A 13,249-nucleotide genomic window follows, 5' to 3' on the forward strand; every position below is an offset into this window, starting at 1 on the left:
AGGCCACCGTGTCCGGTGGCCTTCTTATTATGGGATCATGGATAAAGCCGTTCCTTGTTCCAGTCGCCCTCAGGTGCGGGACGTGTGAACAGAACGCGGTCATGCAGGCGGAAGGCCCTGTCATGCCAGAATTCAATCGAGACCGGACGAATACGGAAACCCGACCAGTAGGACGGGCGTGGAATGTCGCCGATGGCATATTTTGCGGTATATTCCGCAACGGCCTTTTCCAGCGCGAAACGGCTTTCCAGCGGGCGTGACTGCTTGGATGCCCAGGCGCCGATGCGGCTGCCGCGCGGGCGTGAAGCGTAATAGGCATCGGCCTCGGCATCGCTGACTTTCTCCACCGCGCCGCGCACGCGCACCTGACGGCGCAGCGTCTTCCAATGGAAGCACATCGCGGCCTTTTCCGCTGACAGGATTTCCTTGCCCTTGGTACTTTCATAATTGGTGTAAAAGACGAACCCCTGTTCGTCGAAATCCTTCAACAGCACCATGCGCACATTGGGCAGGCCGTCGGGATCGACTGTTGCCAGCGCGACCGCATTCGGATCGTTCGGTTCGCTCGCTTTGGCGTCGGTCAGCCAGTCTGCAAAAAGTTTGAACGGCTGGGAGGATTCGGTGAAGTCGTCGCTTGCGTTTGTCATTTTGGATATTTCAAAAGCCTGTCGGAATTTGCGGATCATCCTGCAAGGGAATCCCCGCCAAAGAAACCCCAATGGGGCGGGTCGGGAGGGAGCTTCTTCCATAACCGGCATTTTGTCCATGGTCTTGCCGGGATGTGTCGTCGCAGGGTTCGACATGGCTTTACTTAGCGGGCAACTTTTTGTAGGGCGCCGGTCAAGGTGGGGGCTATGCCAAAACTCGACTTTTTGACGCTTTATATTGTAATTCTCTTAAATTCGCTGACGGTCTGCATCATCTGGACCGCTATCGCCTTCTCTTATCGCAAATTCCGGCCTGCCAGAATCTGGCTTCTTTCGACGACGCTTCTGTTGGTCGGAGGCTTCGTGCTTTCGCTGCAGGGTAATGAGGGCGCGTTCTGGCCTGCGGTCACCGGTAATACCATCATCATTTACGGTTTCTGCCTTGCCTGGGTTGGTGCGCGTTATTTCTATGGCCACAAAGGCGGCTGGCGGCTGGCAATGGGAATATCGCTCGCAAGTTTCGCCGTCATGGCGGCATTTCATTCGAGCTGGCAGGGGCGCAACATTGCTTATGCCGTGGGGCAGTCAGTACCCATGGGGATGACGGTTTTCTATCTGGCCCGGCAGAAGGGCATTGGTCTCGGCGGTCAGATTGCTATCATGGCCTTTTTGCTCGGTATCATTGGGCACGCCATTGAGACCTCGCTGAACATCGCCGCATGGGTGGGTGAGTTCGATCAGTCGCTCTATTTTACCATCGAAAGCTATGCGCTTGTCTGTGTGATCTATAGCGGCATGATCTGGAATTTCGGCTTTATCGTCATGGCGATGAACCGCTTGCATGGCGATATGGCAAAGGTAGCAGAAACCGACGAGCTGACCGGGCTTCCGAACCGCCGTCATTTCATGAAAAGACTCGCAAGGGCGGAGTTGGCGTTCAGCGAGGACGGTACAGCCTATAGCGTCATGCTGATCGATATCGACAATTTCAAACAATGGAACGACACCTATGGTCATGCGCTGGGCGATCAGGCGCTCGTGCATTTTGCCGATGTGGCGGTCGACGTCCTTAATCGGCGCGGTGTGCTGGCACGTCTCGGCGGTGATGAGTTTTCCATTCTGCTGACAAAGATGGACGAGCAGGAAGCGACGGAAATCGCACGCGACATCGTCAGGGCGATCAACGATGCCCCGCTTGCCTTCAATGGACAGAAACTCGCCATGACTGTCAGTATCGGCATTGCCAGTGAGGAACGCGACAACGAAACGAGTGACCTTGACGTTTTTGCCCGGGCCGATCTCGCGCTTTACAAGGTAAAGCAGGCTGGCCGGAACGGCTACGCAACACGCACGGCAACGGTGAACGCGCCGCACTCTTCATTTTCGGACTGGCAACGAGCTGCCGGTTGATTGGTCTTTCTCGAACCGGATGCAGAAAACCGGGCAAATCGTTTGATGGCTGAATAAAGTGCGGAGTTGGGCGTTGTGCTCTGATTCCGATTTGTTTACCTTTCCGGCACACTGCTTGTTAACTCAAGTTCACTCATAATCCCTGCATCTTTAGCGTGTAAAAATAAGGGAATAGCGTTGGCTGTCGAGACGCTTCGCCACAAGGACAATCTCTGGAGCTTGAGCTGCCGCGCAAATGCGCTGCGCAAGGCCGTGATTGGCATATGCATCCTCTCGCTTGCCGGTTGCGCCATGGGTGGCGTGAGCATTGAAAAGGCCGTTCCCGATTCTTCCACGATCACCGGATCGGTGAAACAGCCGCAGCCGGTTGAGACCGATACTGGCAAGCTTTCCGACCAATCCGCGATCAGGAACGTTGTTTCAGCGCTCAATTTCACGGAATGGGGCAAGAAGCCCGTACCGTGGGCCAATCCCGATACGGGCAGCCAGGGCACGATCACCACCATTGCCGAGAACAGCAAGAACAACCAGCTTTGCCGCGAATTCGAAACCTCGCGTGAAGCTTTTGACGGTGTTTCCATCTATCGCGGCGAAACCTGCATGCAGCGTGGGGGTCAATGGACGGTGACTTCGTTCGCGCCCATTTGAAAAGAAAAGCCCGGCCTGACTGGAACTTTTCCGGCCATATGCGCATATTATGGGCAACGAGTCTTACTCATCTCATAGTTATTTTCCTGAAAGAGGAACTATATGCGCGATCCCTATAGCGTGCTGGGCGTCGCCAAAACGGCGAAGCCCGAGGAAATAAAATCGGCTTTTCGCAAACTGGCCAAAAAGCACCATCCGGATCAGAACAAGGATGATCCGAAAGCGCAGGAGCGCTTTGCAGAACTGAACCAGGCCTATGAAATTGTGGGCGACAAGGACAAGCGTGGTCAGTTTGACCGGGGCGAGATAGATGCCGAAGGCAAGCCTGCCTTTCAGGGTTTCACCGGCGGACAGGGCTTCGGCGGCGCTCATGGCGACCCGTTTGCCGGTTTCCGGCAAGGTGGCGACGGCAACAGTCACTTTGAATTCCGTTCTGGTCCCGGCGGCTTTCAGCAAGGCGGCGGTTTCGGCGGCGCGGATGATATTCTGAACGACCTTTTCGGCGGCGCTTTCGGTGGAGGCGCCCGTGCTGGTGGTGGTGCGCGTCAGCGCGGCCCGGCCAAGGGAGCTGACCTTTCCGCGTCTATTAATATTACGCTGGAGCAGGCGGCCGGTGCGGAGAAGGTCGAGGCGATCTTCCCGAATGGCAAGCACCTGAAGATCAAGTTGCCGAGATTCGTTGAAGACGGTCAGACCATTCGCCTGAAAGGGCAGGGCGAGCCGTTGATGGGCGGAACGGCAGGCGATGCGCTGGTCACGATACACTTCAAGGCACATCCGCGGTTTCGCCTCGAAGGACGTGATGTCCATGTAGATATGCCGGTCGAGCTTGCCGATGCGGTTCTGGGCGGCAAGCAGGAAGTCGAAACGCTGGATGGGCGTATCGCAGTCAAAATTCCGGCCTGGTCGAGTTCCGATCGCGTGCTGCGCCTGAAAGAAAAAGGCCTCCCGTTGAAAGCTGATGGGCGCGGCGATCTCTACGTTCATGTGCGGATCATGCTGCCGGAAGGCGGCGACAAGGAACTGGAAGAGTTCCTGCAAAAGCGCAGAGTCGCCTGATACCAGGGCGCTGAGACGCTAGCGCATCACGCCCTGAAAATGCTCAATCGTTGCACAGGCTTAACCAAAACTCGACTTCAATCGTTTAAAGCCGGGTGTTGTCTCTTTGCGGCAGTAAAGTGACAATGCCCGGCTTTTTCACTGCAATTGCTTGAAGGAGAGCCGAGCCTGTGCGATAGGGCAACAAGTTAATTGTTTTCAATGAGGACCCCTAATGACCGCACAGTCAGGTTTGTTGCAGGGCAAGCGTGGATTGATTCTGGGCGTCGCCAACAACCGCTCCATCGCATGGGGTATTGCCAAGGCCGCTCGTGATGCAGGCGCAGAGCTCGCATTCACCTATCAGGGCGATGCATTGAAGAAGCGTGTCGAACCGCTGGCTGAAGAGCTCGGCGCATTCGTGGCAGGACATTGCGATGTGGCTGATGCTGCCAGCATGGATGCTGTTTTCGAGACGCTTGAAAAGAAGTGGGGCAAGCTCGATTTCGTGGTGCATGCCATCGGCTTTTCCGACAAGGATGAGCTGACGGGTCGTTATGTCGATACGTCGGAAGCCAACTTCACCAACACGATGCTGATCTCGGTCTATTCGCTGACGGCTATTTCGCGTCGCGCGGAAAAGCTGATGGCGGACGGCGGATCTATCCTGACGCTGACCTATTACGGCGCCGAAAAGGTCATGCCGAACTATAACGTCATGGGTGTTGCCAAGGCTGCTCTCGAAGCAAGCGTGAAGTATCTGGCCGTCGATCTCGGCCCCCAGAACATCCGCGTCAATGCAATCTCGGCTGGCCCGATCAAGACGCTTGCCGCTTCGGGCATCGGTGACTTCCGCTATATCCTCAAGTGGAACGAATACAATGCGCCGCTGCGCCGTACCGTCACCATCGAGGAAGTGGGCGATGTCGGCCTCTATTTCCTTTCCGACCTGTCCCGTTCGGTGACTGGCGAAGTTCACCACGCGGATAGCGGCTATCATGTCATCGGCATGAAAGCGGTTGACGCTCCGGATATTTCGGTCGTGAAAGACTGAAGCAGCGAATACAAAATCCCGAAAGGCTGACCGGCTTTTCGGGATTTTTCTTTGTCTTTCCCGCTGCGGGGAAGTTATCCAGATTATTCATTGGCGGCAGATAGGGGTAGGGCTGTGGCTCGGGAGATCATCTACTTTTCGCGTCACGGCGAGACAGACTGGAATGTTTCGCAGCGTATTCAGGGGCAGCTTGATATCGATATCAACGATAATGGGCGCAGCCAGGCCGACCGCAACGGCGATATGCTGAAATCGCTGATTGGCGAGGGTGCAGGCTTCGACTTCGTTGCAAGCCCGCTGCGACGCACGCGCGAGACGATGGAACGTATCCGTTTGCGCATGGGTCTTGATCCGTATGAATACCGCACCGATCCACAACTGATGGAAGTCAATTTCGGCGACTGGCAGGGCTTCATGATGGAAGACATTGCCAGGGAGCGTGAAGACCTTCTGGAAGCGCGCGCCCGCGACAAGTGGAATTTCGTGCCGCCGGGCACAACCGCCGAGAGCTACATGGGCCTGTCGCGCCGCATCGGGCGCTGGGTGGAAGCCGTGGAATGGCCGACTATCTGCGTGACGCATGGTGGCTGCATCCGCACGCTGTTTTACCTCTACGGGGACATGGACGGCCACGCCGCTGCCAATCTCTCCATCCCGCAGGACAAGATTCTGAAGTTTGCAAACGGCAAGCTGGAGTGGGTTTGATCCCGCAAATCAGTCTATAGTGACCGTAAACATAATTTTGCCAGCGGTGGAGGCGTTTTATGCCTTTCGAACGTTTCGCGGTCATATCGGATATTCACGGTAACAGTGACGCCTTGGCTGCAGTGCTGGCCGATATCGATGCTTTGCAAATCCAGACGATTATCAATCTCGGCGATCATCTAAGTGGTCCTTTGGCCGCGCGTGAGACAGCAGATATGCTGATGGCGCGAGAAATGATCTGCATTCGTGGCAATCATGATCGCTGGCTTGTCAAAAAGCCGCTCGCAGATATGGGGCCGTCGGATCGGGTCGCGCGCGAGCAGCTTGATGACCGACACATCGAATGGCTGCTTGCAATGCCCGCATCGCAGTCTCTGGTCGATGGACGGATATTCATCTGCCACGGGACACCGTCAAGCGATACCACCTACTGGATGGAGAAAGTGACCGCGAACGGCGAAGTCGTTCTGCGAACCCGAGATGAGATCGAGGCCGAAGCTGAAGATATAGCTGCATCGCTGATCTTTTGCGGGCATACGCACACGCCGAGGATCGTTCGCCTGGGAGATGGGCGAATGCTGGTCAATCCGGGAAGCGTGGGTTGCCCCGGTTACGACGACGATCATCCGGTTCCGCACGTCGTCCAGACCGGCAATCCCAATGCATCCTACGCTGTCATCGAACAGACCGGGTCTGGCTGGCAGATAACCCTGCGCAATATTCCCTACGATACGGCGCGGATGGTCCGGATGGCGGAGAACAACGGTCGCGCCGATTGGGCGCGTGTTGTCAGAAGTGGCTGGTTTCAGCCCACATGAAAAGAGCGGCTTATGAGCCGCTCATTCTCTTTCTGGGGGCGTGCTTACGGCGCTTCCTGAATGTCGGTGATGAAGCGCGTGCTGTCGACCATGTCATAAATGATAAGGACCTTCATGCCCTTGTTGATCGCGCTGTAATCGAACTCACCGGGCAGCTTGTATGTCTGGCCGTCATCGAGTGTTATGGTTTCGCTGTCCTTGTTGATACCGGTGATCTTGCCTTCGGCATCGTCTGCCATCGCTACCGTCGAGAAAAGCGACGCCACGATGAGAATTAATCCGACCAGATAATGCATGACTTTCCGTTCCTTTGGTTGTGCCTCGGGTTGGGTTGTCGCCTGACCGATTCGACACGATTGTCGTGATTGCGATTTTCAGCGCGTTGCGCCGGATATCCCACAGTGTAGCGTGCGGAATGTGTCAAAAAAAATGCCGGATATCGAACTTCAGAAGGAAATTTTACGTCCTCAAGGAGCTTGATTTGACCGGCGTCAAAAAGCTCAATAAAACCGGGCCGTAAAGTAGCTGCTCTCTCCTTGACCCGCTCCGGACAAGGACAATTTATTCAGGCGTCGCGCATGTCTCACAATAGTTTCGGTCATCTGTTCCGCGTAACCACCTGGGGCGAAAGCCACGGTCTGGCGCTCGGTTGCGTTGTTGACGGCTGCCCGCCCGGCATTACGTTCACGGAAGCCGAAATTCAGGCCTATCTCGACAAGCGCAAGCCCGGCCAGTCCAAATATACGACGCAGCGCCGCGAACCGGATCAGGTTCGCGTGCTTTCCGGTGTTCTTCTGGGCGACGACGGCGTGACCATGACGACGACTGGCACACCGATCTCGATGATGATCGAGAACACCGATCAGCGCTCGAAGGATTATGGCGAGATTGCCCGTCAGTATCGTCCCGGTCATGCCGATTATACCTATGACGTCAAATACGGCATTCGCGACTATCGCGGCGGCGGACGTTCGTCGGCGCGCGAAACGGCAGCTCGTGTGGCAGCAGGCGCCATAGCGCGCAAGGTCGTGCCGGGGCTTGAGGTCAAGGGCGCGCTGGTGGCCATGGGCGTGCACGGTATCGACCGCCGTCGCTGGAACTGGTCGGAAGTGGACAACAACCCTTTCTTCTCGCCGGATGCCGGTTCGGTCGAGTTGTTCGCAGACTATCTTGATGGCATTCGCAAGAGCGGATCGTCGGTCGGCGCAGTCATCGAGATTATCGCTGAAGGTGTGCCTGCTGGTATCGGGGCGCCGATCTACGGCAAGCTCGATCAGGATATTGCCAGCCTGCTGATGTCGATCAATGCGGTCAAGGGTGTGGAAATCGGCAACGGTTTCGAGGCTGCCCGTCTTACCGGCGAAGAGAACGCCGACGAAATGCGCATGGGCAATGACGGCAAGCCGCTGTTCCTGTCCAATCATGCTGGCGGGATTCTCGGTGGCATTGCGACTGGTGCGCCGGTTGTGGCGCGTTTCGCCGTCAAGCCGACCTCGTCGATCCTGACCCCGCGCCGCTCCATCGACAAGGACGGCAAGGAAGTGGATGTGAAGACCAAGGGTCGTCACGATCCGTGTGTGGGTATTCGTGCCGTACCGATCGGCGAGGCGATGGTGGCCTGTGCGATTGCAGATCATTATCTGCGTCACCGCGGCCAGACTGGCCGCGTCTGACTAACTTGGGGCCACACTGGCCGCGTCTAAACAATTTGGGGCCAGACTGGCCGCATCTGATTGAATTCGGCCATATTGGCCATATCTGACCGACGATAGGGCCCGTTGGTTGCCTGACACATAGAGGTCGAAATGAGCTATAACCAGAAACAGGTCGTGGATGCGCTTCGCGCTTTCGAACGCGGCGAAATCGTTGTGGTCATGGATGATGACGGGCGCGAGAACGAAGGCGACCTGATTGTTGCCGCCGTGCATTGCACGCCGGAAAAGATGGCCTTCATCGTCCGCCATACGTCCGGCATCGTCTGTACGCCGATGACTCGCGACGAAGCCAAGCGTCTCAACCTCGCGCCGATGGTTGCCGAAAACGAATCCGCTCACACAACAGCGTTCACTGTGACGGTCGATTACCGCCATGGCACGACGACCGGCATTTCGGCAGAAGACCGCACGCTGACCGTGCGCAATCTGGCGAACCCGAATGCCGGTGCTTCGGATTTTGTGCGTCCCGGACATATTTTCCCGCTGGTTGCCCGCGAAGGCGGCGTCTTGATGCGCTCCGGCCATACGGAAGCCGCTGTCGACCTCTGCAAGCTCGCAAACCTGCCGCCCATCGGCGTTATCTGCGAACTGGTCAACGATGACGGTTCCGTCATGCGTGGTCCGGACGTGAAGGCCTTTGCTGAAAAGCACACGCTGCATCGGGTTACGGTCGCCGACCTCATCGCCTATCGCCAGCGCAAGGAAACGCTGGTCAAGCGCGTTGGTGATGCACCGGTCAAGACCTGTGCAGGTGCGGCCCATGCCTACACCTACGAACTGCCATGGGAACCCATGCAGCACGTAGCCGTCGTGTTCGGCGATATTCGTGACGGCGAGGAAGTGCCGGTCCGCCTGCATCGCGAAGATGTGCTGAACGATGTTTTTGGCAAAGGCGGCAGCAATCTCGATGCCATCATGGAAAAGATGGGCAAGGAAGGTCGCGGCGTACTGGTCTATCTGCGCGAAGGTTCTGTTGGCGTGCGTTCCGATCACCACGACACCCGCGCCCGTGACGCGATCCAGAGCGAGCATGAAAGCCATGCCGAAGCGGTTGCCCGCGAGGAGGAATGGCGTCAGATCGGCCTTGGTGCGCAGATATTGAAGGATCTCGGAATCACGTCGATTGTGCTTTTGGCATCGCGTGAGCGTCACTATGTTGGCCTTGAAGGTTTCGGCATCCACATCGCCCGTACGGAAATCATCTAGTCTCCTTCAGACAAAGCTGGCGCATGGCCGTCATGGTCATGTGCCGGTGAGATGCTATAGTGAATCGATGACGACACGGCTTTACTGGCATCCGATCTATCTCGAACATCTGACCCCGCCCGGCCATCCCGAGCGCCCGGATCGTATCCGGGCCTTGATGAGCGAATTGGAGGGGCCGGATTTCTATCGGCTCGACCGGGTGGAAGCGCGCGCGGCGACGAGGCGTCAGTGTTGCTTGCCCATCCGGAAAAGCATCTGGAAGCCATACGCGCCGGAATACCGGAGCCTGCTTCGGACGAGGCAGCGCCAGCGCCCGTGGTGAAGCTTGACGGCGACACCTATGTCAGCCCGAAAAGTCTGGATGCAGCGCTGACGGCGATTGGTGCGGCGACAGCGGCGGTCGATGATGTCTTTTCCGGTGCTGCAAACAACGTGTTCGTTGCAGCCCGCCCGCCGGGACATCATGCCGAGCGTTCCACTGCGATGGGCTTTTGCCTTTTCAACAATATTGCGATTGCCGCCCGTCATGCACAGCAGCGTCACGGCGCGGAACGTGTCGCTATCGTCGATTGGGATGTCCATCACGGCAACGGAACGCAGGATATTTTCAAGGACGATCCAAGCGTCCTGTTCTGTTCGACGCATCAGTTTCCCTTGTATCCCGGAACGGGGTCGAAGGACGAAACCGGCGTCGGCAACATCTTCAATGCACCACTTTCCCCCGATACGGGAAGCCGCGAATTCCGCGAGGCATTTAATAGTCGTGTATTGCCCGCTTTGGACAATTTCCGGCCAGATTTGATCCTTATTTCGGCGGGCTTCGATGCTCATTTTCGCGATCCGCTGGCCGAGCTTAATCTTGACGAAGCGGATTTTGACTGGGCGACGGGCAAACTCATGGAGCGGGCAGAAAGGTTCTGCGATCACCGGCTAGTGAGTGTGCTTGAAGGTGGATATGATCTAGAGGGCTTGTCGCAGTCCGCGTCTACGCATATTACGCGGCTGTTGAAAGGATGAATCATGGTAACCGAACCGTCCAACGCCGACATTGCAGTAATGAGCTTCGAGGATGCGTTGAAGCAGCTTGAGAAGATCGTCGACGATCTGGAGCGGGGCGACGTGCCGCTGGAAGAGTCCATTCGCATCTATGAGCGTGGCGAGGCTCTGAAAAAGCATTGCGATACGCTTCTGAAGTCTGCCGAGGACAAGGTGGAGAAGATTCGCATTGGCCGCGACGGCCAGCCGGTCGGAACCGAACCGCTCGATCCGGAATAAACTGGTCCAATAATTCTGCTCAGAACAGCGTTTTGAGCTGGGTGACATAAGGCGCGAGAATCCCGCTCAGCATGTAGGGACCTAGGCCCCAGACCAGTGTCCATCCTGCAGCTCCGACGATATTGGCCGCCAGAAAATGCAGCGGGTTCATTTTCATCGAACCCGCAACGATGCCGTTGAGCTGTCGCAGGAGCACGACGAAACGAGCCGTCGCGACCACGTAAATTCCCTTGCTGTCGAACAGTTTCTCGAACTGTTCCAGCCGTTCAGGCGTCAGCTTGACGAGGTGCCCGTATCGCAGGATCAGGCGGCGGCCACCGAAACGACCGATCAGGTATCCGGTGCAATCGCCAAGTACGGCGCCGATGAATACGGCAATCAGTACGGCTTCGATATTGAGCGTTCCATGCAAGGCAAGCAGCGAGCTTGCTATAAGGGCGCTTTCACCGGGCAAGGGTGCGCCGAAAGATTCAAAATATACGATTACGAAAAGCGCGAGCGCGCCATAGGCTGCAATATATGGTTCCAGAAAGCTCATGGATTGGCAGGTCTTTCGGCCGACAGAACTAAAAAGGCTCCGGACGAGCCGGAGCCTGAAATCTGTAACTATCACATCAGCCGATGGAACGCTTGCCGGTAATTGCGTGGTATACCCACAACACGATTATTGAGCCGATGATCGCGATAACAAGGCTGATCGGATCGAATGCGCCAGTGACGCCACGTCCAAAAAGCTGAGACGAGATCACACCGCCGACAATGGCGCCGACAATGCCGAGAGCAATATCCAGGAACAGGCCCTGGCCACTTTTATTAACGATCTTGCTGCCGATGAAGCCGGCAATCAAGCCTAGTATTATCCAGCTTATAACAGACATCTAATATCTCCCGATGCGTAAATACACTTTTGCATCACGCACTTAGGAAATTTTCACACTGCTATAAAATTTGCAAGGTATAATGCTTGTCAAATCGGGAAACCCATTTAACTTTAACTTACCGAATGCACAGTTGGCATCGGATAACAGGGAGTATCGTGTGATGGGAAGTTATGACGACAACTCAGGCAATTCGCCCATTCCCGGCGGAAGCCTCGCGAAACCGGTTCTGATTGCGCTCGGCGCCCTGCTGATCGGCAAGATGCTGAAGGGTAATAGCGAAGAGACGGAGGCCACTCAGGCGCAGCCCATACCAGTACCGGATCAGTCGCAAGCGGGCGGCGGCCTGCTCGGCGGTATCCTTGGCGGGCTTGGCGGCCTGCTTGGCGGTGCGGCTGCCGGAAATGCCTCAGCAGCTCCCTCGGCTCCGGGTTCACTGGGCGGCGGTCTTGGCGGCCTCCTTGATCAGTTGAAACAGGCTGGCCTCGGTGAAAAGGTGGATTCCTGGGTCGGCCAGGGAACCAATCATTCAATCGAGCCGGGCCAGCTTGGCGACGCAATCGGCCAGAAAACACTGAGCGAAATTGCTCAGCACGCCGGTATCGACCAGCAGGAACTTCTGGATCAGCTGTCGCAGGTTCTGCCGGGATTGGTGGACAAGCTGACGACCAACGGACAGGTACCTGACGCCAGCTCGCTTTCCAAGCTGTTGCAGGGACGCTGACAGAATTTGCATCCTGATCGAACCGCACCGCTTGTCGGTGCGGTTTTGTTTTGGGGCTACATTCGATAAAATGACGGCGCCGCTTATATATGCGTTGTAGAGCAATAGCTGGAGTTGCGTTGCATGAGTTTCTTTCCGTGTCCTGATCCGGTTCTTGGCGACAAGACGTCGGTAGACAGCATTGAAACGCTGGTCATTCCACGCACAAGCGACATCGGTGGACTGGAAGTGCGGCGAGCCTTGCCGACCGTGCGCCGCCGTCTGGTCGGGCCGTTCATTTTCTTTGATCGCATGGGACCCGCCGTTCTGAGGGATGGTGATGCGCTGGATGTGCGCCCGCACCCGCATATCGGACTTTCGACCGTGACCTATCTGTTTGACGGACATATCCGCCACAGAGACAGTCTCGGCACCGAAATGGTTATTCGTCCCGGTGACGTGAACCTCATGACCGCCGGTCGTGGCATCGTGCATTCCGAACGATCGCCAGAAGAGGAGCGCAACGGGCCACTGTCCATTTCCGGCATTCAGACCTGGCTCGCGCTGCCCGATGCGCTGGAAGAAATCAGCCCGGAATTCTTTCACACTAATGCGCCAGAACTGCCGGTGATGGAGGATCGCGATTTCTCTGGTCGGCTGATCATGGGCTCCATGCTGGGGCTGGAGTCTCCGGTGATCCAGCACGCCGATACGCTTTATGCGGATATTCGTATAGAACCGAACGGGCGCTTTCCGATCCCGCCCGTGGCCGAAGAACGCGCCATCTATACGCTGCAGGGCAATGTCGGCATTGGCGGTGAGGTCTTCCCACCGGACCGCTTGCTGGCATTCCGCCCTGGCGACGATATTGTCGTGCAGGCCGGGCCGGAAGGTGCTCATATTATGCTTTTTGGCGGTGCAACCCTCGGCTCGAAGCGCTATGTATGGTGGAACTTCGTATCCTCATCGCGAGAGAGGATAGAGCAGGCCAAGGAAGAATGGCGCAGCGGGCGTTTCGACATCGTGCCCGGTGACGAGAAGGATTTCATACCTCTGCCTGAATAATGTGGATTGCCTCCCGCTGTAGGACACGATGTCCCGCCCTGCTTGATCCTGTCGCGTTGCTACTATACCGACAACAAAACCGAACCA

General features: G+C 56.6%; 15 protein-coding genes and 1 pseudogene. 12 read left to right on the forward strand and 4 right to left on the reverse strand.

The window, feature by feature from the left end:
• Positions 1 to 35 precede the first annotated feature (35 nt).
• A complete protein-coding gene (gene pdxH / locus LJ361_RS02430) occupies positions 36 to 647 on the reverse strand; it encodes a pyridoxamine 5'-phosphate oxidase (protein ID WP_029375899.1) in 612 nt (203 codons plus the stop codon).
• A 207-nt stretch (positions 648 to 854) separates the two neighbouring features.
• Here pdxH and LJ361_RS02435 point away from each other — a divergent pair, with 207 nt between their 5' ends.
• From LJ361_RS02435 to LJ361_RS02460, 6 genes are all read left to right on the forward strand, one after another.
• The gene (locus LJ361_RS02435) at positions 855 to 2,057 is read left to right on the forward strand and encodes a GGDEF domain-containing protein (RefSeq protein ID WP_029925584.1); all 1,203 of its coding nucleotides are present in this window, start codon (positions 855 to 857) and stop codon (positions 2,055 to 2,057) included.
• A 219-nt stretch (positions 2,058 to 2,276) separates the two neighbouring features.
• The gene (locus LJ361_RS02440) at positions 2,277 to 2,705 is read left to right on the forward strand and encodes an RT0821/Lpp0805 family surface protein (protein ID WP_236020272.1); all 429 of its coding nucleotides are present in this window, start codon (positions 2,277 to 2,279) and stop codon (positions 2,703 to 2,705) included.
• 102 nt (positions 2,706 to 2,807) lie between these two features.
• Complete coding sequence (locus LJ361_RS02445; protein ID WP_036581419.1) at positions 2,808 to 3,764, forward strand: DnaJ C-terminal domain-containing protein; 957 nt, start codon at positions 2,808 to 2,810, stop codon at positions 3,762 to 3,764.
• 214 nt (positions 3,765 to 3,978) lie between these two features.
• Complete coding sequence (gene fabI / locus LJ361_RS02450) at positions 3,979 to 4,797, forward strand: enoyl-ACP reductase FabI (RefSeq protein WP_010658356.1); 819 nt, start codon at positions 3,979 to 3,981, stop codon at positions 4,795 to 4,797.
• Positions 4,798 to 4,911: 114 nt separating this feature from the next.
• Entirely contained in the window at positions 4,912 to 5,502 is a 591-nt protein-coding gene (locus LJ361_RS02455) for a histidine phosphatase family protein (protein WP_036581416.1), read from the forward strand.
• 59 nt (positions 5,503 to 5,561) lie between these two features.
• Positions 5,562 to 6,320, forward strand: a complete 759-nt coding sequence (locus LJ361_RS02460; protein ID WP_191192349.1) for a metallophosphoesterase family protein — start codon at positions 5,562 to 5,564, stop codon at positions 6,318 to 6,320.
• Between the two features lie 44 nt (positions 6,321 to 6,364).
• Here the strand turns inward: LJ361_RS02460 and LJ361_RS02465 are convergent, their stop codons facing one another.
• On the reverse strand, positions 6,365 to 6,616 hold the full coding sequence (locus tag LJ361_RS02465; RefSeq protein WP_010658359.1) for a DUF1344 domain-containing protein: 252 nt from the start codon (positions 6,614 to 6,616) through the stop codon (positions 6,365 to 6,367).
• A 282-nt stretch (positions 6,617 to 6,898) separates the two neighbouring features.
• On the opposite strand from LJ361_RS02465, the gene aroC reads away from it, so the two are divergent.
• The 4 genes and pseudogenes from aroC (at position 6,899) to LJ361_RS02485 (ending at position 10,516) form a co-directional block, all read left to right on the forward strand.
• On the forward strand, positions 6,899 to 7,993 hold the full coding sequence (gene aroC, locus LJ361_RS02470; RefSeq protein WP_036581406.1) for a chorismate synthase: 1,095 nt from the start codon (positions 6,899 to 6,901) through the stop codon (positions 7,991 to 7,993).
• A 132-nt stretch (positions 7,994 to 8,125) separates the two neighbouring features.
• Positions 8,126 to 9,241 (forward strand): 3,4-dihydroxy-2-butanone-4-phosphate synthase, encoded by a 1,116-nt coding sequence (ribB, locus tag LJ361_RS02475; protein ID WP_012090813.1) that lies wholly within the window; start codon positions 8,126 to 8,128, stop codon positions 9,239 to 9,241.
• A gap of 67 nt (positions 9,242 to 9,308) precedes the next feature.
• A pseudogene (locus LJ361_RS02480) lies at positions 9,309 to 10,258 on the forward strand (histone deacetylase family protein).
• Positions 10,259 to 10,261: 3 nt separating this feature from the next.
• A complete protein-coding gene (locus LJ361_RS02485) occupies positions 10,262 to 10,516 on the forward strand; it encodes an exodeoxyribonuclease VII small subunit (RefSeq protein ID WP_002963588.1) in 255 nt (84 codons plus the stop codon).
• A 19-nt stretch (positions 10,517 to 10,535) separates the two neighbouring features.
• Here the strand turns inward: LJ361_RS02485 and LJ361_RS02490 are convergent, their stop codons facing one another.
• A complete protein-coding gene (locus tag LJ361_RS02490; RefSeq protein ID WP_010658363.1) occupies positions 10,536 to 11,054 on the reverse strand; it encodes a DedA family protein in 519 nt (172 codons plus the stop codon).
• A gap of 76 nt (positions 11,055 to 11,130) precedes the next feature.
• Positions 11,131 to 11,394, reverse strand: a complete 264-nt coding sequence (locus tag LJ361_RS02495; RefSeq protein WP_006466196.1) for a GlsB/YeaQ/YmgE family stress response membrane protein — start codon at positions 11,392 to 11,394, stop codon at positions 11,131 to 11,133.
• Between the two features lie 163 nt (positions 11,395 to 11,557).
• On the opposite strand from LJ361_RS02495, the gene LJ361_RS02500 reads away from it, so the two are divergent.
• Entirely contained in the window at positions 11,558 to 12,118 is a 561-nt protein-coding gene (locus LJ361_RS02500) for a YidB family protein (RefSeq protein WP_029925573.1), read from the forward strand.
• A gap of 123 nt (positions 12,119 to 12,241) precedes the next feature.
• On the forward strand, positions 12,242 to 13,162 hold the full coding sequence (locus LJ361_RS02505) for a pirin family protein (RefSeq protein WP_036585963.1): 921 nt from the start codon (positions 12,242 to 12,244) through the stop codon (positions 13,160 to 13,162).
• The last annotated feature ends 87 nt before the right edge of the window (positions 13,163 to 13,249 follow it).

Source organism: Brucella sp. JSBI001 (genome assembly GCF_026014005.1).
In the GTDB taxonomy this organism is placed as follows: Bacteria; Pseudomonadota; Alphaproteobacteria; order Rhizobiales; family Rhizobiaceae; genus Brucella; species Brucella anthropi.